This window comes from Micromonospora sp. LA-10, assembly GCF_051853095.1.
Taxonomy (GTDB): Bacteria; Actinomycetota; Actinomycetes; order Mycobacteriales; family Micromonosporaceae; genus Micromonospora; species Micromonospora echinospora_A.
In genome coordinates, this window is sequence record NZ_CP195710.1 from 4,604,701 (window position 1) to 4,626,597 (window position 21,897).

Annotated in this window: 18 protein-coding genes; 14 read left to right on the top strand and 4 right to left on the bottom strand. The window is 73.0% G+C overall.

The annotated features are described in order from the left end of the window. The first annotated feature begins 41 nt into the window (after nt 1-41). The 5 genes from ACSDG8_RS21840 to ACSDG8_RS21860 all read left to right on the top strand — a co-directional run bounded on the left by ACSDG8_RS21840 (nt 42) and on the right by ACSDG8_RS21860 (nt 6,017). A complete protein-coding gene (locus ACSDG8_RS21840) occupies nt 42-1,145 on the top strand; it encodes an ABC transporter ATP-binding protein (RefSeq protein ID WP_210942509.1) in 1,104 nt (367 codons plus the stop codon). Further along, on the top strand, nt 1,142-2,164 hold the full coding sequence (locus ACSDG8_RS21845; RefSeq protein WP_210942508.1) for an ABC transporter ATP-binding protein: 1,023 nt from the start codon (nt 1,142-1,144) through the stop codon (nt 2,162-2,164). Before ACSDG8_RS21840 ends, ACSDG8_RS21845 begins: the two co-directional genes overlap by 4 nt. After that, nucleotides 2,161-3,165 (top strand): ABC transporter permease, encoded by a 1,005-nt coding sequence (locus tag ACSDG8_RS21850; protein ID WP_030504638.1) that lies wholly within the window; start codon nt 2,161-2,163, stop codon nt 3,163-3,165. The genes ACSDG8_RS21845 and ACSDG8_RS21850 overlap by 4 nt, the downstream gene beginning before the upstream one ends. Before the next feature lie 13 nt (nt 3,166-3,178). Continuing rightward, complete coding sequence (locus ACSDG8_RS21855; protein ID WP_210896238.1) at nt 3,179-4,165, top strand: ABC transporter permease; 987 nt, start codon at nt 3,179-3,181, stop codon at nt 4,163-4,165. A 106-nt stretch (nt 4,166-4,271) separates the two neighbouring features. Next, nucleotides 4,272-6,017 carry an ABC transporter substrate-binding protein gene (locus ACSDG8_RS21860; RefSeq protein ID WP_210896236.1) on the top strand — a complete coding sequence of 582 codons (1,746 nt, stop codon included), beginning with the start codon at nt 4,272-4,274 and terminating at the stop codon, nt 6,015-6,017. Between the two features lie 96 nt (nt 6,018-6,113). Here the strand turns inward: ACSDG8_RS21860 and ACSDG8_RS21865 are convergent, their stop codons facing one another. Then, nucleotides 6,114-8,258, bottom strand: a complete 2,145-nt coding sequence (locus ACSDG8_RS21865; protein WP_210896234.1) for a prolyl oligopeptidase family serine peptidase — start codon at nt 8,256-8,258, stop codon at nt 6,114-6,116. Nucleotides 8,259-8,343: 85 nt separating this feature from the next. Here ACSDG8_RS21865 and mshB point away from each other — a divergent pair, with 85 nt between their 5' ends. The 3 genes from mshB (at nt 8,344) to ACSDG8_RS21880 (ending at nt 10,308) form a co-directional block, all read left to right on the top strand. Then, on the top strand, nt 8,344-9,267 hold the full coding sequence (mshB, locus tag ACSDG8_RS21870; protein WP_210896232.1) for an N-acetyl-1-D-myo-inositol-2-amino-2-deoxy-alpha-D-glucopyranoside deacetylase: 924 nt from the start codon (nt 8,344-8,346) through the stop codon (nt 9,265-9,267). Then, complete coding sequence (locus ACSDG8_RS21875) at nt 9,264-9,758, top strand: hypothetical protein (protein WP_210896230.1); 495 nt, start codon at nt 9,264-9,266, stop codon at nt 9,756-9,758. The genes mshB and ACSDG8_RS21875 overlap by 4 nt, the downstream gene beginning before the upstream one ends. 85 nt (nt 9,759-9,843) lie before the next feature. Next, complete coding sequence (locus ACSDG8_RS21880; RefSeq protein ID WP_210896227.1) at nt 9,844-10,308, top strand: hypothetical protein; 465 nt, start codon at nt 9,844-9,846, stop codon at nt 10,306-10,308. Nucleotides 10,309-10,324: 16 nt separating this feature from the next. On the opposite strand, the gene ACSDG8_RS21885 is transcribed toward ACSDG8_RS21880, so the two are convergent. Continuing rightward, nucleotides 10,325-11,338: a GNAT family N-acetyltransferase gene (locus ACSDG8_RS21885; RefSeq protein ID WP_210896225.1), complete on the bottom strand. Its 1,014-nt coding sequence runs from the start codon at nt 11,336-11,338 to the stop codon at nt 10,325-10,327. Between the two features lie 78 nt (nt 11,339-11,416). On the opposite strand from ACSDG8_RS21885, the gene fdxA reads away from it, so the two are divergent. Genes fdxA through ACSDG8_RS21910 form a run of 5 tightly spaced genes read left to right on the top strand, consistent with a single transcriptional unit; the run spans nt 11,417 to nt 15,164 of the window. Further along, the gene (gene fdxA, locus ACSDG8_RS21890; RefSeq protein ID WP_030490464.1) at nt 11,417-11,743 is read left to right on the top strand and encodes a ferredoxin; all 327 of its coding nucleotides are present in this window, start codon (nt 11,417-11,419) and stop codon (nt 11,741-11,743) included. After that, the gene (dapC, locus tag ACSDG8_RS21895) at nt 11,740-12,849 is read left to right on the top strand and encodes a succinyldiaminopimelate transaminase (protein WP_282100714.1); all 1,110 of its coding nucleotides are present in this window, start codon (nt 11,740-11,742) and stop codon (nt 12,847-12,849) included. Before fdxA ends, dapC begins: the two co-directional genes overlap by 4 nt. A 1-nt stretch (nt 12,850) precedes the next feature. Then, on the top strand, nt 12,851-13,867 hold the full coding sequence (locus ACSDG8_RS21900; RefSeq protein WP_210896221.1) for a prephenate dehydrogenase: 1,017 nt from the start codon (nt 12,851-12,853) through the stop codon (nt 13,865-13,867). 5 nt (nt 13,868-13,872) lie between these two features. Then, a complete protein-coding gene (locus ACSDG8_RS21905) occupies nt 13,873-14,517 on the top strand; it encodes an SIMPL domain-containing protein (protein ID WP_210896219.1) in 645 nt (214 codons plus the stop codon). After that, nucleotides 14,517-15,164 carry a nucleoside/nucleotide kinase family protein gene (locus tag ACSDG8_RS21910; protein ID WP_210896217.1) on the top strand — a complete coding sequence of 216 codons (648 nt, stop codon included), beginning with the start codon at nt 14,517-14,519 and terminating at the stop codon, nt 15,162-15,164. Before ACSDG8_RS21905 ends, ACSDG8_RS21910 begins: the two co-directional genes overlap by 1 nt. Before the next feature lie 6 nt (nt 15,165-15,170). Here the strand turns inward: ACSDG8_RS21910 and ACSDG8_RS21915 are convergent, their stop codons facing one another. Together ACSDG8_RS21915 and ACSDG8_RS21920 are read right to left on the bottom strand one after the other, a co-directional pair. Further along, the gene (locus ACSDG8_RS21915) at nt 15,171-17,765 is read right to left on the bottom strand and encodes a hypothetical protein (protein WP_210896216.1); all 2,595 of its coding nucleotides are present in this window, start codon (nt 17,763-17,765) and stop codon (nt 15,171-15,173) included. A gap of 83 nt (nt 17,766-17,848) precedes the next feature. Further along, nucleotides 17,849-18,415 (bottom strand): sugar O-acetyltransferase, encoded by a 567-nt coding sequence (locus ACSDG8_RS21920; RefSeq protein WP_210896214.1) that lies wholly within the window; start codon nt 18,413-18,415, stop codon nt 17,849-17,851. 140 nt (nt 18,416-18,555) lie between these two features. Between ACSDG8_RS21920 and ACSDG8_RS21925 the strand changes: the two genes are divergently transcribed. Beyond that, nucleotides 18,556-21,897 carry a S8 family serine peptidase gene (locus ACSDG8_RS21925; protein ID WP_439427202.1) on the top strand — a complete coding sequence of 1,114 codons (3,342 nt, stop codon included), beginning with the start codon at nt 18,556-18,558 and terminating at the stop codon, nt 21,895-21,897.

Genomic DNA, 21,897 nt, shown 5'->3' on the forward strand with positions numbered 1-21,897 from the left:
TTTCCTGTAGGTTCTCTTCATCACCGAAGGGGAGGCGGTCAATGGGCAGGTCGGAGGCGGTGCCGTCCGGGGAGCCGGACCGCCCGGAGGTGCCGGAGCAGCGCTCCGGCGACGGGCCCTATCTCCAGGTCCGGGACCTGCGGGTGCGGTTCGACACCGAGGACGGCGTGGTCAAGGCCGTGGACGGGGTGTCGTTCGCCGTCGAGCGGGGCCGCACGCTCGGGATCGTGGGGGAGTCCGGTTCCGGTAAGAGCGTGACGTCGCTGGCGATCCTCGGCTTGCACAACGCGAAGCGGACGACCATCTCGGGGGAGATCTCGGTGGGTGGGCGTCAGCTGGTGGGGCTGGGTGAGGAGGAGATTCGTCGGTTGCGGGGCCGGGACATGGCGATGATCTTTCAGGATCCGTTGTCGGCGTTGCATCCGTACTACTCGGTGGGCAAGCAGATCGCTGAGGCGTACCGGGTGCACCACCCGAGGGCCGGGAAGCGGGAGGCGCGGTCGCGGGCGGTGGACATGCTGGACCGGGTCGGAATTCCGCAGCCGGCCAAGCGGTTCGACCAGTTCCCGCATGAGTTCTCGGGTGGGATGCGGCAGCGGGCGATGATCGCGATGGCGCTGGTCAACGATCCGGATCTGTTGATCGCCGATGAGCCGACGACGGCGTTGGATGTGACGGTGCAGGCGCAGATCCTGGACCTGCTCGCGGATTTGCAGGAGGAGTTCCGGTCGGCGATCATCCTGATCACCCATGACCTGGGTGTGGTCAGCCAGGTGGCTGATGACGTGTTGGTGATGTACGGCGGTCGGGCGGTGGAGCACGGCAGTGTGCAGCGGGTGTTGCGGGCGCCGCAGCATCCGTACACGTGGGGGTTGTTGTCGAGCGTGCCGTCGTTGCACGGTGACGCCGACGCGGACCTGGTGCCGATCCCCGGCAACCCGCCGTCGTTGATCAATCTGCCGTCCGGGTGCGCGTTCCATCCGCGATGCCGGTACGCCGACGTCAACGGCGACCGCTCCCGCACCGACGTGCCCGAGCTGGGGCCGGCCGGAGCACCCGGTCACCTGGTGGCCTGCCACCTGTCGGCGGCCGACAGGGAGCGGATCTACCGCGACGAGGTCGCACAGGTGGGGGTGGCCCGATGAGCGACGAAACCGAGCCCTTGCTGCGGGTACGAGGGCTGACCAAGCACTTCCCGGTGCGGCAGGGCCTGCGCGCCAGAGGCGCCGTGCGGGCGGTCGACGGCCTGGACTTCGACGTGCGCCCCGGCGAAACGCTCGGCCTGGTCGGGGAGTCCGGGTGCGGGAAGACCACGACGGGGCGGATGCTGGTCCGCCTGCTGGAGCCCACCGCCGGCAGCATCACGTTCGCGGGGCGGGACATCACCCACGGCGGACGCCGTGAGCTGCGCGCGCTGCGGCAGGACCTGCAGATCATCTTCCAGGACCCCTACGCGTCACTGAACCCCCGCCACACGGTCGGGCGGATCGTGGCGATGCCGTTGCAGGTCAACAACATCACCCCACCCGGCGGCGTCAAAAAACGGGTGCAGGAACTCCTCGAACTGGTCGGGTTGAATCCGGAGCACTACAACAGGTACCCGCACGAATTCTCCGGCGGACAACGCCAGCGCATCGGCATCGCCCGCGCCCTCGCCCTCAAACCCAAACTCATCGTCGCCGACGAACCCGTCTCCGCCCTCGACGTCTCCATCCAGGCGCAGGTCATCAACCTGCTGCGCGATCTGCAACGCGACCTCGACCTGGCGTTCGTGTTCATCGCCCACGACCTCGCCATCATCCGCCACTTCTGCCACCGCGTCGCCGTCATGTACCTCGGCAAAATCGTCGAGATCGGCGACCGCGACACCATCTACACCCGGCCGCAGCACCCCTACACCCGAGCGCTGCTGTCCGCGATCCCCGACGTCACCACGCTCGGCCCCGCCGGCCGCATCCGCCTCACCGGCGACGTCCCCACCCCACTCAACCCACCGTCGGGCTGCCGCTTCCGCACCCGCTGCTGGAAAGCCACCGACCACTGCGCCACCGAAGAACCCGCACTGGTCAGCCGGCACGGCGGCGGGCAACTCACCGCGTGCCACTACCCGGAGAGCGGACCGGTCGGCGTGCCGACCGGCGAACCCGTGGAGGTGTCGAAATGAGCCTGTCGCCGGTCGAGGGCGTGGCGCTCGCCGAGATCGAGTCCTCCGATCAGGAGCCGGACGAGAAGAAGCGGCTCGTCGGCCGCTCACCGGGTCAGCTCGTCTGGGCCCGGCTGCGGCGCGACCGTACCGCCATGGTCAGCGGTGTCGTGCTGGCCCTGTTCATCCTGGCGGCGGTGGCCGCGCCGCTCATCCAGCGGCTCTACGGCGTGTCGCCGAGCCAGCAGTTCGGTGACCTGCTGGACGCCACCGGCATGCCGCTGGGCTACGTCGGCGGCGTCAGCGGCGACCACTGGTTCGGGCTGGAACCGGGCCTGGGCCGGGACATCTTCATCCGGATGATCTACGGCATCCGGACCTCGCTGCTGATCGCGCTCGGCGCTGCGCTGGTCACCACGACCATCGGCGTGGTGCTCGGCATCGTCGCCGGCTTCCTGGGCGGCGTGGTCGACTCGGTGATCAGCTGGATCACCGACGTCGCGCTGGCGCTGCCGTTCCTCATCTTCGCGCTCGCCGTGGTGCCGACGTTCTCGCTGCGCTTCTACGGCCCGCGGGACGCGGTGCCGACGTGGTTCGCGGTGACCACGCTGATCGTGGTCTTCGCCGCGTTCGGCTGGACCGGAACGGCCCGGCTCGTCCGGGGCCAGGTGGTCTCGCTGCGCGAACGGGAGTTCGTGGAGGCGGCGCGGGCCAGCGGCGCCGGGCTCGGGCACATGCTGTTCCGGCAGCTGCTGCCGAACATCTGGGCCCCGATCCTGGTGGCGTTCTCGCTCGCCGTGCCGTCGTACGTCACAGGTGAGGCGGCGCTGTCCTTCCTCGGCGTCGGCCTGCCCGAGTCGGTGCCGAGCTTCGGCCGGATGATCTACCGCAGCATCGACTACCTGCAGACCGACCCGGCGTACGTCTTCTTCCCCGGCATCACCATCTTCGCGCTCGTGCTGGCGTTCAACCTCTTCGGCGACGCGCTGCGCGACGCGCTCGACCCGAAGTCGTCACGGTAGGGGGTTCGACGCCATGATGCGGTTTCTGCTGAAGCGGCTGCTGCTCGCGGTCTCGGTGCTGCTCGCGGTGAGCATCGTCAGCTTCCTCATGTTCTTCGCGTTGCCCCGCGACCCGGTGACCGGCATGTGCCCGAAGAACTGCAACGCCGAGCGGCTGGAGCGGGTCCGCACGGAGCTGGGGCTCAACGACCCGAAGCCGACGCAGTACGTCAACTACATGAAGGGCATCTTCGTCGGCCGTGACCTGGGCAGCGCGCAGGGCGGCAAGTGCGAGGCGCCCTGCCTCGGCTACTCCTACGTCAACAGCGAGTCGGTCACCGACACGTTCGCCCGGGTGCTGCCGGTGACGCTGAACATCGTGCTCCCGGCGGCGGTGCTCTGGCTGGCGCTCGGCGTCGGACTCGGGATGATCTCCGCGCTGCGGCGGGGGTCGCTGCTCGACCGCATCTCGATCGGCTTGACGCTCACGTTCGCCTCGCTGCAGCTCTACTTCGTCGGCGCCGTGCTGCTGCTGGTCTTCGTGTACTCGCTGAAGATCCTGCCGACACCCCGCTACGTGCCGTTCCTGGAGAACCCGATCGAATGGGCGCGCGGCCTGGTGCTGGCGTGGGTGACGCTCGCGCTGCTCTTCTCCGCGATCTACGCCCGGCTGTCGCGGGCGCAGATGCTGGAGACGCTCTCCGAGGACTTCGTGCGGACCGCGCGGGCCAAGGGCGTGGCGAAACGCAATGTGTACGGACGGCACGCGCTGCGCGCGGCGATCACGCCGATCGTGACGATCGCCGGCATCGACGTCGGCGCGGCGCTGGGCGGCACCGTCATCACCGAGACGACGTTCGGCATCCAGGGGCTCGGGCGTACGGCGGTGGAGGCGGTGCGCCAGGGCGACCTGCCGACCATCATGGCCACCGTCCTGGTGTCGGCGTTGTTCGTGGTGGTGGCGAACATCGTGGTCGACCTGCTGTACGCGTTCATCGATCCGCGGGTGCGTCTCGGCTGATCCGGGCTTCGCCGGTGGTCGATCGTTGTGCCCCCGTTATCTGCTCGAAATTTACCGCAAGTGAAAGCTAGGCGAAGCTTTCCTTCATCGACCCGAGGAGTTGAGTATGCGAGCAAGACTCGCCACCGCCGTGGGCGGTGCGATGGCACTGGTGGTCGCACTCAGTGCGTGCAGCAAGAACACCGGCGACAACGGCGACACCGCGGACACGAACAAGCCCCGCAGCGGCGCCATCGCGACCGACCCGAAGGACTCGCTCGGCCCGGCGGCCGACGTGCCCGGCGCGGCCAAGGGCGGAACCTTCTACATCCTGCGAGAGAGCAAGATCTCGCACCTGGACCCGCAGCGGGTCTACTCGTTCGCCGGCCTGATGGGCAGCCAGCTCTACGCCCGGTTCCTCACCACGTTCAAGGACGACGGCAAGGGCAACGTCACGCTCGTCGGCGACCTCGCCGAGACGCCCGGCAAGAACGTGAACAACGACTGCAAGGTCTGGGAGTTCACGATCAAGGAGGGCGTCAAGTTCGAGGACGGCCGTCCGATCACCTCCAAGGAGATCGCGTACGGCATCGCCCGCTCGTTCGACCCGGACCTGACCGGCGGCCCCACCTACCTGCAGGAGTGGCTGGCCGACAGCCCGCAGTACGACACCAGGTGGGACTTCAAGAAGAACAAGACCTCGCTGCCGCCCGGCCTGACCACGCCGGACCCGCGCACGCTGCGCTTCGAGTTCAACAAGCCCCGCTGCGACCTGCCGTTCGCGGTGTCGCTCCCGGCCACCGCGCCGCTGCCGCCGGACAAGGACACCGGCGTCAACCTGGACAACATGCCGTTCTCGTCCGGGCCGTACCGGTTCACCAAGATCCAGCCCGGCGTGGAGATGGTGCTGGAGCGCAACACGAACTGGGACCCGGCCACCGACCCGGTGCGGCACGCGTACCCGGACAAGTTCGTCTGGGCGCTCGGCTCGGACAACACCACCCAGACCAACCGGGTCCTCGCCGGCACCGGCAACGACGCGGCGGCGGTCGCCACCGGCGGCGTTCCGCCCGAGCTGATCGCGAAGGTGACCGGCGACCCGGCGCTCAAGGAGCGGATGATCGTCGCGGCGACGCCCAACGCGTACCGGCTGAGCATCAACACCACCCGGGTCACCGACCTGTCCGTGCGGCAGGCGATCAACTACGCGATCGACCGCAGCAGCATCACCAAGAACCTCGGCGGCCCGTACGGCGCGGTGCCGCTGACCACGCTGCTGCCCCCGACCACGCTCGGGTACAAGAAGTTCGACGCGTACCCGGCCGGTGAGAGCGGCGACCCGGCGAAGGCCAAGGAGACGCTGGGCGGCAAGTCGGTGAACCTGGTGCTCGGCACCGCGGACGACACCGCCTCGCAGGAGACCGCCACCCAGGTCAAGAACGCGCTGGAGAAGGCCGGCTTCACGGTCACCGTCAAGCCGATCCCCGAGGACGGCTACCTCGACTTCGTGAAGAAGAAGACCAACCCGTGGGACCTGTGGGTCGACTCGTGGGCGGCCGACTGGCCCAGCGGCGCCTCGATCCTGCCGGTGCTCTTCGACGGCCGCAGCCTCAAGGCCGAGGGCAACAGCAACACGTCCCAGCTCAACAACGAGGCGATCAACGCCGAGTTCGACCGGGTGCTGGCACTCGACCCGGCCAAGCAGGCCGAGGAGTGGAGCAAGCTGGACGAGAAGCTGATGAAGGAGTCCGCGCCAGCGGTGCCGCTCTACAACGAGGTGGTCTCCGTGGCGCACGGCGAGAAGGCCGGTGGCATCTTCATCGGCAGCATCTTCGGCTGGCCCAGCTTCGTCAACGCGTACGTCAAGCAGTAGCCCTCCGGGCTGAGCCGTAAGGAAGGGCCCCTTCTTAACGCCAGGCGTTAAGAAGGGGCCCTTCCTCTACCGCAGGCGTTAAAAGGGGGCCCTTCCTTACAAGTAGCGGCGGAGGAAGTCCAGCTCCAGCCGGAGCAGGCGCTCGGACACCCCGCCCGCGGCCAGGTGGCTCGCCCCGGTCAGCGGCAGCACCGCGTGCGGCCGGCCGGTGGACAGCAGCGCCGCGGACAGCCGCAGCGTGTGCGCGGCCAGCACGTTGTCGTCGGCCAGGCCGTGCACCAGCAGCATCGGCCGGGCCTGCGCCGGGTCGCCGAGCGGCTCGGCGGCCAGCTCGACCAGCGAGTGGTGGGCGTAGATGTCCATGCCGTCGTCGGGCATGCCCAGGTAGCGCTCGCTGTACGCGGTGTCGTACAGCGCCCAGTCGGTGACCGGCGCGCCGACGATCGCGCACTTGAACAACTCCGGATGGCGCAGCACCGCCAGCCCGGCCAGCCAGCCGCCGAACGACCAGCCGCGCACCGCCACCCGTTCCAGGTCCAGGTCGGGGTGCTTGTCGGCGAGCGCGGTGAGCGCGTCCACCTGGTCGGTGAGGATCACGTCGGCGACCCGGCGGTGGATCGCCTTCTCGAACGACGGCGCGATGCCGGGGGTACCCCGGTTGTCGATGGTGACCACCGCGAAGCCCTGCTCGGCCCACCACTGCCGTTCCAGCCAGACGCCGCGGGCCGCGACGACCTCCTGGTGGCCAGGGCCGCCGTAGACGTCCAGCAGCACCGGAAGCCGGGTGCCCTTGACGTGCTCGGCCGGGTAGAGCACCGCGCTGGGCAGCCGCCGGTCGGTGACCCGGACCATCGTCGGCCGCGGCGCGTACGAGCAGGTGGCGGCCAGCGAGCGCAGCTCACCCACCTCGCGGTCGCCGTGCCAGACCCGCCAGCGGACGCCGGGGTGCTCCAGCGACGCGATGCCCACCGCCAGCGTGGAGCCGCCGATCGCGGCCGTGTGCCAGCCGGGGTCGCTGCCCATCCGGCGGGCGTCCATGCCGCCGCCGATCGTGGTGCGCACCCGGTAGAGGTGGCGCTGGCTCGGCTCGCCCTCGCTCGCCTCCACCAGCAGGTCGGCGGTCGCGTTCGGCCCGTTCGGCAGCCGCCCGACCACCCGCCGCACGTACAGCGAGGGTGGGGTGAGCAGCGTGCCGTCGGCGAACAGGCAGCGCGCGTCGTACCCGTCGTGAGCCAGTTCGCCGCCGACCAGCACCCGCCCGTCGGGTAGGTGGGCGGGGGTGCCGGGGATGGGTTCCACCCAGCGCGGGTCGGCCAGCTCCGCGTGCACCTGCGTCTCCCCGGTCCGCGGGTCCACCGCGAGCACCAGGCCGTGCTGCTGCGAGCGGCGCAGCACGGTGATCAGCGGCCCGCCGTCGGCCCAGTCCGCCGAGCTCAGGTAGGGGTAGGTCTCCCGGTCCCAGTGCACGTCGACCCAGCCGCCGTCGAGGTCGAGCAGGTGCAGGCTGACCTCCGCGTTCGGGCCACCCGCCACGGGGTACGCCAGCGACGTCGGCGGGCTCGCCGGGTCGGCCGGGTCGTGCAGGTACCAGCGTTCCAGCCGGGAGTCGTCGACCCGGGCGGCCAGCACGCTGCGCCCGTCCGGGGCCCACCAGTAGCCGCGGTAGCGGTGGAACTCCTCGGCGGCGATGTGCTCGGCCAGCCCCCAGGTCACGCCGCTGTCCTCACCGGCGAGCAGGTTGTCCGTACCGTCCGGCTCCACCACCCGCAGCTGGCCCCGGCGTACGCCCTCGGCGGCGTCGGTGACGTAGGCCAGCCGCTCGCCGGTCGGGTCGGGCCGGGGGTCGATCACCGGCCCGCCGGCGGCCACCTCGACCACGTCGCCGTGCACCAGGTCGGCCCGGAACAGCCGCCCGGCCAGCGCGAACGCGGCCACCCGGCCGGCCGCGTCCAGGGCGTACGAGCCGATGCCGCCGGAGCTGAGCCGCAGCCGCTCGCGTAGCGCCCGCTCACCGGGGGCCAGGCGGGCCGGATCGGCGTCCGCGCCCAGCAGCACCGCCGGATCGGCAACAAGGCGTTCCTCGCCGCTGTCGATGTCGAGCAGCCAGAGCGCGTCGGCCGGGTCCTGTGGTCCCGCGGAGCGCAGGAAGACGACCCGGGAGCCGTCGCCGGAGACGGTGACGGCGCGCGGCGCCCCGTGGCTGAACCGACGGGTACGGGCGGCCAGCTCGGGAAAGTCCACGCCTGCAGCGTAGGCGCGCGCCGGAGGTGATGTGGCCGACCTGGGCGGACGCATCACCGTCGAGCGGGCAGGACCGCCGGTTAGAGTGACGGGCGTGACGACGCTGCCCGACCGACGCCTTCTGCTGGTCCACGCGCATCCCGACGACGAGTCGATCGGGACCGGCGCGACGATGGCGCACTACGCCGCCACCGGCGCCCACGTCACGCTTGTCACCTGCACGCTGGGCGAGGAGGGCGAGATCCACGTACCGGAGCTGGCGCAGCTCTGCGCGGCCGAGGCGGACCAGCTCGGCGGCTACCGGATCGGCGAGCTGGCCGGCGCCTGCGCCGCGCTCGGCGTCACCGACCACCGGTTCCTCGGCGGCGCGGGCCGCTACCGCGACTCGGGCATGATGGGCATGGCCACCAACGAGCACCCGCGGGCGTTCTGGCAGGCCGACCTGGACGTCGCCGCCGGTCACCTGCTGGAGGTCGTCCGCGAGGTCCGTCCCCAGGTGCTCGTCACGTACGACCCGAACGGCTTCTACGGCCACCCGGATCACATCCAGGCGCACCGGGTGGCGATGCGGGCGGTCGAGCTGGCCGCGGCCGAGGGGATCGCCCCGGCGAAGGTGTACTGGACGGCCATGCCGCGCAGCGTGCTCGACGCCGGGCTGGAGACGTTCACCGAGTCCTCGGACAATCCGTTCGCCGGCATCGAGAGCGCCGACGAGCTGCCGTTCGGCACGCCGGACGCGGAGATCGCCGCCCGGATCGACGGCACCGACCAGCACGCCGCCAAGGAGGCGGCGATGCGCGCCCACGCCACGCAGATCCCGGCGAACTCCTGGCTCTACTCGATCGCCGGGAACTTCGGCGGCGAGTTCATGGGCGTCGAGTACTTCACGCTCGCGGTGGGCGAGAAGGGGCCGGGCCACGGCCCGTACGGCTGGGAGGACGACCTCTTCGCCGGGATCGCCCTGGACGCCCCGGACCGGTCCCCGGTCGCGGCGGCCGGTGCCCGGTGACGCTGCCGGCCGTACCCGTGTCGACAGTTGCCGAGCAGCCGCCGGAGGCCGCGCCGCCGAGCCGGGCGGAGCGGGGACTCGACCGCGCGTTGCGGGTGACCGGCGGCGTGCTGACGGTCTGGGGCGGCGTGCTGCTCGCGCTGCTCGAACTGATCTTCTCGACCTGGGCCTGGGAGCTGGTGCAGGGCCGCTCCGGCGCGGCGCAGGCGCTGGTCGGGGTGGGCGCGGTGGTCGTCGGTGTGCCGGTGGTGGTGGCGGCGACGGTGCTGCTGGGCTCGTTCGGACACCGGTCGACCGGCGGCCGCTGGGCGGTGGTGCTGGCCGCGCTGCCGTGGTTCGTGGTGATCGTGGCGGGCGGTGTCCGGACCGTCGAGGGTGATCTCGCGCTGGTCGGTGACAACGTGCTCGGCCTGGCGCTGATCGTGGCCGGCGCGGTCACGTTCGCGGTGGTCGGCTTCCGGCACCTGGTGACGCCGCCGCCTGGCCGGTGAGGTGCTGACGCCACACAGCCGACGGTGGTAGACATTCCTGCCAGAGGCTCGCCGAGAGGGCGGGCGGTACGGCGGGAGGCGTGCGATGGGTCAGCGGTGGCGTGCGGTCGGCGTGCTGGCGGCCGCGTTGTTCGTGGTGAACGTGGTGGCCCGGCTGGTCACGAGATTCGCGTTCCCGGACGACGACGCCGCGTCCGACCGGGTGTCGCTGGTGATGTTCCTGGTGATCGGGCTGATCCTGGCCGGCGTCGCGTTCCGGTGGGGGGCCGACCGGCCGCTCGGCCGCCTGGCCGGTGACCTGGCCGCCGCGGTGGCGGTGGCGCTGGCGTTCACCGTGTTCGTCGGTCCGCTGGTGGTCGGGGAGAACCCGTTCGGTGGGGGCGCCGGCCTCTTCTTCGCCCAGATCTGGCTGTATCTCGCCGCCACCGCGGCCGGTGTGCTCGTCGGTTACCTGATCCTCACCGCGCTCGGCCGGGACTACCGGTCCCGCCAGCTCAAGCGGTACGCGGAGATGCGGCGTTCCCGGCCGCGCCGGATCGTCCGCCGCTGACCGTCCGCCCCGGCGCTCAGGCGGCCGGGGCGACCCGGGTCAGGTAGGTGTGGTGGGTGGTGAACCCGAGCCGGCGGTAGAGCTCGACAGCGCTCGTGTTGCTCTGCTCCACCTGGAGGAACGCGCGCGTGGCGCCTTCGGCCGCGCCCCAGCCGGCCAGAGCGCGGACGACAGCTGCGGCGAATCCCCGCCGACGCGCCTCGGGCAGCACTTCGAGCAGGCTGACGCCGAGCCAGCGGCCCTCGCCGGTCACCGTGCCCCGGCCGACCGCGAGCAGCCGCCCGTCGATCCGCAGCTCCGCGAAGCGGACCCGGTCGACGGCAGTGAGCACGTGCCGCGCGGCGTCCGGCAGGCCGCCCTTGCGGCCGGCGGCGATCGCCAGCCAGTCGTCGGCGGGCGCGTCGGCGAGCGTCACCGGCGGCGTGCCGTCCGGACCGGCGGGCGGCGGCGCGTCGGCGTCCGGTGGCGGCGCGTCGGCGGGGGCGGCGTCCGGCGGCGCGGCCAGGGCGCGCAGCGGGACGGTCTGCACCAGCACCGGTGGCCGGGCCGTCCAGCCGCGCGCGTCCAGCTCGGCGCCGACCGGGGCGGCCAGCGGCAGCGGGGTGTTCACCAGGGCGGTGCCGCCGCGCTCGGCGTACCAGCGCTGCACGGCGTCCAGCGCGGCAGGCAGGGGACGGTCCGGGTCGCCGACCGGCAGCGCGCTGTTCGCCCGGCCGGTCCAGCCGTCGGCCCAGCGCAGCCGCCAGTCGCCGAGCTGTCCGCGTACCGGTGCGGGCCACGCCTCGTCGGCGGCCAGCTCCAGCGCGACCACGGCGGCGGCGGTGGGCCGGCGGGCCGGCGGCACCCGCTTGGCCCGGTGCACCTCGGCGACCGGTACGCGCAGCGGACCGGCGTCGGTGGAAAGGGTGATGTGGGTCTCGCTCAGCTCGACGAGCTCGCCGAGCGCGTCGGAGAACAGCGTGCGGCCCTCACGAATCCCCACAATCCGGCGGACCACGATCCGGTGTCCTACGTCCTGCTGTCGGAGCACGATCGACCCCCTCCCCGGCGAGATACTAGGCTCTTACCGTTGCGGGTGATCGCGACGAGTCTGCGGAGGAGAAGACCGGTGACCTACATCATCGCCGAGCCGTGCGTGGATGTGCTCGACAAGGCTTGCATCGAGGAGTGCCCGGTCGACTGCATCTACGAGGGCAACCGGATGCTCTACATCCACCCCGACGAGTGCGTCGACTGTGGTGCCTGTGAGCCGGTCTGCCCGGTGGAGGCAATCTTCTACGAGGACGACGTCCCGGAGCAGTGGAAGGACTACACCGGGGCCAACTACGAGTTCTTCGAGGACCTGGGCTCGCCCGGTGGCGCCTCGAAGGTCGGCAAGGTGGAGAAGGACGCCACCTTCGTCGCCGCGCAGCCGCCGCGCGGCGAGGGCCACTGAGCCGGCCCACGCCGGTCTCGGCGCGGCTGCCCGACTTCACCTGGGACACCTTGGACGCCGCGGCCACCACGGCCGCGGCGCACCCGGGTGGTCTGATCAACCTGTCGATGGGCACGCCGGTCGACCCGGTGCCACAGCTGATCCGGCAGGCGCTGGCCGACGGGTCGAACGCGCCGGGTTACCCGCTGACCGCCGGCACCGCCGTGCTGCGGGACGCGATCGCGGCCTGGGTCGCGCGGGCCTGCGGCGCGGGCGTCGACGGGCTCGGCGTGCTGCCCACGATCGGCTCGAAGGAGCTGGTGGCGTGGCTGCCCACGCTGCTCGGGCTCGGCCCCGGTGACGTGGTCGTGGTGCCGGCGGTGGCCTACCCGACGTACGAGGACGGGGCGCGGCTGGTCGGCGCGACCACCGTACGCACCGACTCGCTGACCGCGCTCGGCCCGGATCCTCGGGTCCGGCTGGTCTGGGTCAACTCGCCGGGTAACCCGACGGGCCGGGTGCTGCCCGCCGCCCACCTGCGCAAGGTGGTCGAGTGGGCGCGCGAGCGCGGGGCCGTGGTCGCCAGCGACGAGTGCTACCTGCCGCTGGGCTGGGACGCCGAGCCCGTCTCGGTGCTCTCGCCCGAGGTGTGCGGCGGCTCGTACGACGGTGTGCTGGCGGTGCACTCGCTGTCCAAGCGTTCGAACCTGGCCGGGTACCGGGCCGGTTTCGTCGCCGGTGATCCGGCGCTGGTGGCCGAGCTGCTGAAGATCCGCAAGCACGCGGGCATGATCGTGCCGGCGCCGGTGCAGGCCGCGATGGTGGCCGCGCTCGGTGATCAGGAGCACGCCGACGCCCAGCGGGAGCGCTACCGGGTCCGGCGGGAGAAGCTGCGGGCCGCGTTCACCGGCGCCGGGTTCACCGTCGAGCACTCGGAGGCCGGGCTCTACCTCTGGCTGACCCGCGACGAGGACTGCTGGGACACCGTCGACTGGCTGGCCCGCCGGGGCATCCTGGTCGCGGCCGGGGTCTTCTACGGTCCGGCCGGCGCGCGGCACGTCCGGGTGGCGCTCACCGAGTCCGACGAGCGTGTCGACGCGGTGGCCGGGCGGCTCGCCGGGTCCTGACATGGCGGGCGAGCTGGCGCGGGCGGCGGTGGTGGGCACCGGGCTGATCGGCGGTTCGGTGCTGCTCCGGTTGCGCGACGCCGGGCTCGACGTCACCGCCTGGGACCCGGATCCGGCGACCCGCGGGCGGGTGCGCGAGCGGGGCGTCGTGGTGGCCGACACGGTCGAGGACGCGGTGGCCGGCCGGGACGTGGTGTTTCTCTGCGGCCCGCTGCCGACGCTGCCGGCGATGCTGGCCCGGGTCGCCGCCGTAACCGACGACAGCTGCGTGCTCACCGACGTGGGCAGCGTCAAGGCCGAGGTGAGCACTGCCGCCACGGTGGCGGGGCTCGGGCACCGGTTCGTGCCGGGCCACCCGATGGCCGGGGCCGACCGGGCCGGGCCGGACGCGGCCGACCCGGATCTGCTCGACGGCGCCGCCTGGGTGCTCTGTCCGGGGCCCACCGGGCTGGACGCCTTCCGGCGGCTGGCCGGGCTGCTCGTGGACGTCTTCCACGCCCGGGTGGTGCCCATGTCCGCCCCGGAGCACGACGGGGCGGCGGCGCTCGCCTCGCACGTGCCGCACGTGCTCGCCGGCGCGCTGGCCGGCACGGTGCACCGCTCGGCGCTGCGGGACGCGGTGCTGACGCTCGCCGCCGGGAGCTTCTCCGACGGCACCCGCGTCGCCGGCGGGCCGCCCGAGCGCACCGCGAATATGCTGCTCGGCAACCGGGAGCGGGTGCTCGCCGAGCTGGCCGCGCTCGGCGTCTTCCTGGACGAGCTGACCGAGGCGCTGCGCGCCGGCGACGCCGGCGCGCTGGCCGACCGGCTCGCCGAGGGGCGGCAGACCCGGTCCACGCTGCGGGCGCGCGAGTTCGCCGCGCACCGGCGGGAGTTCCCGCGCGCCGCCGACCACGTCGGCGAGCTGGCGTACCTGCGGGAGCTGGGTGCCGCGGGGGGCCACCTGACCGGGGTACGCGAGGCGGGCGGCGCGGTCACCTACACGGGGCACCTGCCGGCCACCCCGCCGTTAGGCTGATCGGCATGGCGGACGCACCGGTCGTGGCGGTACGCGGTGAGGCGTACCGGGAGGTGGCGCCCGAGCTGGCGCGGTTCACGGTGACGGCGACGGCCCGGGACCGGGATCGCGAGACCACGCTGACCCGGCTGGCCGAACGGGCCGCCGCGGTGCGGGCGCTGCTCGACGCGGCCGATCCGGCGGTGGAGCGCCGGGAGACCGGCCAGGTCCATGTCTGGCCGGTGACGAGGCGCTCCGGCGACAGGGTGGTGGCCTATCAGGGCAGCGTGAGCACCACCGTCACGACGAGCGACTTCACCGCGCTCGGCGAGCTGATGCTCCGCCTGGCCGACCAGGAGCAGGTCGAGGTGGCCGGCCCGGTGTGGTCGCTGCGGCCGGACAGTCCGGCCTACCGGGAGGCGCGGCAGGCCGCCATCGCGGACGCGCTGGTCCGCGCCCGGGAGTACGCCGAGGCACTGGGCGCCCGGGTGACCGCGCTGCGGGAGCTGTCCGACACCGGGATGAGCGCGTCCCCGCCGATGATGGTCAAGGCGGCGTACGCGCGTTCCGGGGAGCAACCGGAGCTGGAGCTGGAGCTGGACCCGGCGCCGCAGCCGGTGCACGCGGCGGTCGAGGCGCGGTTCACCATCAGCGAGCCGGTGCTGGGCTGATGCCCCCGGCGCAGGTGCTCGCGTTCGACGAGCTGGTCAGCCGGGCGCGGACGCTGGCCGAGGCCGGCCCGCGGCAGTTGCTCGGCATCGCGGGCGCGCCGGGCGCGGGCAAGTCGACGCTGGCCGAACGGGTGGTGGCCGCGCTCGGCCCGGTCGCCCGGCTGGTCCCGATGGACGGGTTCCACCTGGCCGGGGCGGCGCTTCAGCGGCTCGGCCGGGTGGAGCGCAAGGGCGCGCCGGACACGTTCGACGTCAACGGCTTCGCCTCGATGCTGCGCCGGTTGCGCCGGCTCGAACCGACGTCGGTGTGGGCGCCGGAGTTCCGCCGTGACCTGGAGGAGCCGGTCGCCGGGGCGATCGAGGTCCCGCCCGAGGTGCGCCTGGTGGTCACCGAGGGCAACTACCTGCTGCTGCGGGACGACCCGTGGGAGGAGGTGCGGACGCTCCTGCACGAGGTGTGGTTCCTCGACCTGGACGCGGAGGAACGCGTGCGCCGGCTCACCGCGCGGCACGAGGCGTACGGGAAGTCGCCGGAGCAGGCCCGCGCCTGGGCGCTGGGCAGCGACGAGGAGAACGCCCGGCGGGTAGCGGGCACTGCGGTGCACGCCGACCTGGTGGTACGCCTGGCCGACCCGCCACCGCAGTGACGCGCGTCAGCCGGCCCGCTGCCGGGGCGACGGGACGGTGCGGCGCAGCAGCCGGGCCACCACGGCGCGTTCGCGGGTGAACTCCGCCGCTTCCGGGTAGCCGCTGTGGCTGCGGATGGGCGGGTCGGCCACCTCGCCGCCGGTGGGGTGCAGCGCCTCCGGGTCCACCACCGGCACGTCCCGCTGCCCGGCACTGACCTGCCAGCCGAGCGGGTCCGTGTCCCGCCAGAAGTTCGTCCAGGCCACGTGGCCGCCGGGCCAGGTGAGCGCGCCGGCGAGCGTACGCAGCCGCTCCGGGCCGAAGTAGGACGGGAAGACGCGTCCGTAGAGCCGGGTGAGCTGGCAGCCGTAGGAGAAGAACCAGGTGCGCATCCGCCACCGGCGGGGCAGTTGCAGCAGCACCGCGGCGCAGATGACGGTGCCCTGGCTGTGCCCGGAGAGGATGACGCCGTCCATCCGGTCGCTGTGGTGCGGCGGCAGCGCCAGCAGGCCCGCGACCCGGGTCTGGAGTTCCGGTACGGCGCGTTCGGCGTAGCTGGGCGGGGCGAGCGGGTGCGCGGCCCGGGGCCAGAACGTGCACACGTCCCAGATCACGCCGACCGAGCGGCGTACCGAGTCGGTGCGGTAGACCAGCAGCCCGAGCGCCGCCATCACCACCGGCAGCCAGCCGAGGATGGCGTCCCCCCGTTCGGCGGTCCAGTGGATGGCGGTCTGCCAGCCGGACGGGGACAGCGGGCTCGGCCGTTCGCCGGAGAGCGCGGCGGCGCAGCAGAGCGTGACCAGGACCGCGCAGAACGCGGCGTAGCAGCCCATCAGCCGGACCGCGTGCTCGCCGACCAGCCGGTGCAGCGCCCGGTATGTGCTGACGTCGCGGCAGCGTCGCCGGTCGTGCGCGGACAGGCGGGGATTTGCCGTGAGGCGGGCGTACTCCACCCGGCGCAGGCGGTGCAGCAGGACCGCGACCCGGATCAGCAGCCCGAGCAGCGCGAGCAGGCCGACCGCGCAGGCCAGCCCGGCCCAGAAGACGGCGAGCGGCGGCACCACCCGGCTCGGGCCGCTGGGCTCGGCGGACGCGTCCAGCCGGTCGCTGACCCAGTAGAGCAGTCCGGCGCAGTAGGCCACCGCCATCATCCAGCCGAAACCGGCGATGACCGCCGGGGCGCAGCCCCGCCAGGCGAGATCGGTGTACGCGCCGAGCGGCTGGGTCGGCACCGCCGGGCGCAGCCGGGGCAGGAGCAGTCCGGCGCCGGCCAGCACGGCTACCGGGCCGACGAGCATCCAGGTGTGCAGCGCGTCCGGCGCGCCGGGCAGGCCGGGCAGTCCGCGTTCGATCCAGGTCGCGCCCAGCGGCAGCAGCAGCGCTCCGGCGGCGGGACCGGCCAGTGCCCGCCGGCCGGAACGGTTCGCCGCGGCGACGGCCACCAGCAGCAGCACCTGGTAGGCGACGAGCCAGGCGGTCGCGGTGTCGTACCCGGGCAGTGACCGGTCGGCGCGGCAGCCGGCGGCTTCCGGCTGCGCCGCGCACCCGACCGGCGGCCGGTACGTCGACAGCGGCTCGCCGGCCGGGCCCTCGGGCAGCAGCAGCAGGACGAACGTGCCGACCAGGCCGAGCGCGGTGAGCGCCGCGACGGCGGCGCTCCACCGGCCGAGCGGGGTGGCGCCCTGGCGCCGGCTCAACCAGGGCCGGGCCACCGCGACCACGGCGATCGCCACCACGGCGGCGAGCAGCGCGACGGTCGGCCAGGCGACGGCGGCCCGCAGACCGCGCGGCGGATCCATGATCAGGACCGCGGTGACGGGTACGGCGGCGGCGGTGACCGCCCCGGTGCACAGGTGCAACACCGCGGCGCGGCGTAGTTGCCCTTCCCCGTTCCAGAACGTCGGGTCCTGGAGCGGGTTCTCCGGCGGTTCGCGCGGTTCGCGCGGTTCGGGGCGGTCGACCGGCTCACCGTTCTCGCGGACGGGCGCGTGGTGGTGCGGATCGGCGGGCATCTGCGCCTCGTACTGGTAGGTGCGGAAGGCGACGAGGCCGATCGCGGCGAGCACGAGCAGCGGCAGCAGCAGCCCGAGCGCGAGCGTCCGGGTGCCCTGCCGCCACCAGGGGTCGCCGAGGAAATTCCACGGCCCGGGCAGGCGGCCGAGGCAGGCCGCCTCCACGCACTGCCAGCCGATCAGGTCCACGCCGACGCCGGTGACGGTCATGACGAGCGTGCAGGTCAGGCTCAGGCAGAACAGGCGGATGAGCCAGGCGGTGATGCCGGACCGGCTGGCCCAGCGTTCCTGGTCCGGGTCGGGCGGGATGCCCGCGCGGGCGTGCAGCGCGACGTTCGCCAGCGCGAAAGGGAGCATCAGCGTCCACAGCGCCCGTTCCACGTCCCGCCGGGTCCGCGCGCCGGAGGTCAGCTGCCCCCAGCTGTACGCCTCGACGGTGATCGGGTCGTCCCGGCCGGCCGCGGTGGACCGGTAGAAGCCGGTCACCTGACCGCCGGCGACGAGTGCTGGTTGCCCACCGTCACCGTTCGCGCCGGCTCTCAGGCCGAGCAGCTGATCCGGCGGGGTGTTGGAGACTCCGTGCACCCGCAGTTCGAGGACGCGTTCCATAGTGCCTCCCGGTAAACGCTCTACTACTCAGAGTGCATGCCGGTTTCCGGATCCGCATCCGCTGGAACGGTCATTTCCGCAGCTCAGGATGGTTGGTTCAGGCTCCTGATCGGACGAGCGGGGTTACCCACCGCCACGACATTGGCCGGCAGGTCACGGGTCACCACCGCGCCGGCGCCCACCACCGTGTTCTCGCCGATGGCCACGCCGGCCAGGACGATCACGCCGCCGCCGAGCCAGACGTTGTCACCGATGGTGATCGGTTGTGCCGACTCCCACTTGGCCCGGCGCGCCTCCGGCTCGACCGGGTGGGTGGCGGTGAGCAACTGCACGTTCGGTCCGATCTGGACGTCGGCGCCGATGGTGATGCGGGCGACGTCGAGCAGGACCGCGTTGAAGTTGACGAACGTACGCGGGCCGATGTGTGTCTGGTATCCGTAGTCGCAGTACAGCGGCGGCCGGACCCAGGCGTCCTCGCCGAGCGAGCCGAGCAGTTCGCGCAGCGCGGCGAGGCGGCCCGCCGGGTCGTCGGCGGAGCTGCGGTTGAAGCGTTCGCTGAGCCGGGCCGCGCGCTCCAGGTCGGCGATGATCGCGGGATCGTCGGCGATGTACTGCTCGCCGGCCAGCATCCGGTCCTTCATGGAGGTCATCGCCCGATCGTCCCGGCCCGTCCGGGAGCGTGGTGGCGGTTCCGTCGGATCGGCGACTTCCCGATGCATACGCGGTATGCAATGCTGATGCCCGCATCGATGTGTCTCTCATCGATGAAACGTTCGACGAAGGAGGAAGGTTGCTCCGGAATCGCAGAAAACTCGCCGCGCTGGGCATGGCCCTGGCACTGGCGTTCGGTCTGCCCGTGCCCGCACGGGCCGCCGCGCCCACCGGCCCGTCCGCGCCCACCGGCCCGTCCGACCGGGCCGGCAGCCGCGCGGCCACCGTCACCCTGATCACCGGGGACCGGGTCACCGTCGCAGCCGGAGGCCGCGCCGCGGTACGCCCCGGCGCCGGCCGTACCGGCATCGAGTTCATGGTCCGCCGCGAGCGCGACCGCCTCACCGTGCTGCCTCAGGACGCGCTGCCGTTGGTCCGCGCCGGCAAGCTCGACCGGCGGCTGTTCGACGTCACCGGGCTCATCGAGGCCGGCTACGACGACGCGCGGCGCGACAGCGTACCGCTGCTCGTGTCGTACCGGCCGGGGGTGAACCGGCGGACGGCGGCTCCGCTCGCCGGCGCGCGGGTGACCCGCGACCTGCCGGCGATCAGCGGCGCGGCGGTCGTCGCGCCCAAGAGCGACACCGGCGCGCTCTGGAACGCGGTCAGCGCCGACCGTTCCGGCGCCCGGCTCGACGCGGCGGGGGGTGTCGAGCGGATCTGGCTCGACGGCCGGCGGCGGGTGACGCTCGACCACAGCGTGCCGCAGATCGGCGCGCCGACCGCCTGGGCCGCCGGATACACGGGTAAGGGCGTCCGGGTCGCGGTGCTCGACACCGGCGTCGACCTCACCCACCCGGACCTGGCGGGCAAGGTCGCCGAGTCGCGCAACTTCACCGAGGAGACCAACCCGGACGACATCGTCGGGCACGGCACCCACGTGGCCTCGACCATCGCCGGCAGCGGGGCCGCCTCCGGCGGGAAGTACCGGGGCGTCGCGCCCGACGCCACGCTGCTGTCCGGGAAGGTGTGCGAGGTCTACGGCTGCACCGACTCGGCCATCCTGGCCGGCATGCAGTGGGCCGCCGCCGAGCAGCACGCCACGGTGGTCAACATGAGCCTCAGCGGCGGCGACACCCCCGAGGTGGACCCGCTGGAGGAGGCGATCGGGACGCTCACCGAGCAGCACGGAACGCTCTTCGTGATCGCCGCCGGCAACGACGGCGCCGACGGCTCGGTCGGCTCGCCGGGCACCGCCGACGCCGCGCTCGCGGTCGGCGCGGTGGACCGCGACGACGCGCTCGCCGACTTCTCCAGCCGCGGCCCCCGGGTCGGCGACGGGGCGATCAAGCCGGACATCACCGCGCCCGGCGTGGAGATCGTGGCCGCCCGGGCGGCGCACGGCGAGATCGGCGACCCGGTGGGCGACAAGTACGCCTCGCTGTCCGGCACGTCGATGGCCACCCCGCACGTGGCCGGCGCGGTCGCGCTCCTCGCCCAGCAGCACCCCGGCTGGACGCCCGCCCGCTACAAGGCGACGCTGATGGCCTCGGCGAAGCCGCACCCGGAGCAGACCGCGTACCAGCAGGGCGCGGGCCGGGTCGACCTCGCTCGCGCGATCACCCAGCAGGTGACCAGCGACCCGCCGTCCGTCTCGTTCGGCCTGGCGACCTGGCCGCACACCGACGACCAGCCGATCAGCCGGACCGTCACCTACCGCAACGGTGGCACCGCGCCCGTCACGGTGGACCTGAGCACCGAGTTCACCGGGCCGGGCGGACGGGTCGCGCCGGCCGGCATGCTCACCCTCAGCGCCTCCCGGCTCACCGTCCCGGCGGGCGGCAGCGCCCAGGTGACAGTGGTGGTGGACACCCGGCTCGGCGGCGCCGACGGCTACTGGACCGGCCGCCTGGTCGCCCGCGCCGGCGACGCGGTGGCGGTGACCCCGCTCGCTGTCGACCGCGAGGTGGAGAGCTACGACCTGACCGTGACGCACCGCAACCGCTCCGGCGCTCTGACCGGCGACTACTACACGAGCCTGCTCGGGCTCGACGACGCCAGCTACCGCGACGTGTACGACGCCGACGGTGAGGCCCGGCTGCGCGTGCCCAAGGGCCGGTACGGCGTGCAGAGCCTGATCTTCGTATCCGGCGAGCAGGGCTGGTCGGAGGTCTCCTTCCTCGCCCAGCCGGAGCTGGTGGTCACCGGGAACCAGCGGCTCGTGCTGGACGCGCGGGCGGGGAAGCCGATCCGCACCACGGTGCCGCAGCGCGGCGCGGTGCCGTTGCTGATCGACGTCACAGCGGCCTGGAAGCTCGACGACTTCCAGGCCAGCTTCGGGCTCTGGGCCGACACGTTCGACGGTCTCTACTCGGCCCAGGTCGGCCGCAACGCCTCCGGCAACCTCTTCGTCGGCGCGGTCGCGAGCCAGTGGACCGAGGCGAAGGCGCCCGAGCGCAGCCCGTACTTCTACGGCCTGAACGATCAGTTCCCGGGCCGGTTCCCGACCGGTTTCGTCCGGCACTACCGGCCCGCCGACCTGGCCACCGTCACGAGCCGGTTCGCCGCCGGCTACACCGGGATGGACAACGAACGGGTCGTGTACCCGGAGTCCGACTACGACATCGGCGGCTCGGCGATCGTCCTGCCGGTCCAGGTGCCCGGCAAGCGGATCGAGCACCTCTCCACCGCCAAGACCCGCTGGAGCGCCGAGCTGGACTTCGGTGAGCGGGACGAGGACGGCTGGCTGGAGCCGCGGGCGGTGCTGCAGTCCGTGCCCACCCGCTACCGGGCCGGGCACACCTACAGCGAGGAGTGGAACAAGGGCCCCTTCGGCCCGTCGTTCCCGCAGCCGCGCTGGCCGGAGCAGAGCATCACCCGTACCGGCGACACCATCGTGGTCAGCGTGCCGATGCACAGCGACGCGGCCGGCCACCCGGGCGGTTCGCTCAACGACACCGAGCAGACGCGGCTGTTCCGCAACGGCAAGCTGCTCGCGGAGTCGCCCTACCCGGGGTACGGCGAGTTCACAGTGCCGCCGGGCGCGGCGAACTACCGGCTGGAGACCGTGGCGAAGCGCGGCTTCACCGACCTGAGCACCGAGGTCTCGGCGAGCTGGACGTTCCGCTCCAAGCGGGTTCCGGGCGACGTGCCGGCCCGGCTGCCGGCCATGGCGGTCCGGTTCACCCCGCCGCTGGCGGTGGACAGCTCGGCACCGGCGGGCCGGACGTTCACCGTGCCGGTGGCGGTCCAGCGCCAGCCCGGCGCGCCGTCCGGCCGGGTCGTCGCGCTCACCGTCGACGTCTCCTACGACGGCGGGAAGACCTGGCGCAAGGCGACAGTGAAGAAGCAGGGCGGGGCGTGGACGGCCACCGTCCGGCACCCGGCCGGCCCGGGGTACGCGTCGCTGCGGGCCACCGCCCGCGACGACGCCGGCAACACCGTGACCCAGCGGATCATCCAGGCGTACCGCCTGCGGTGA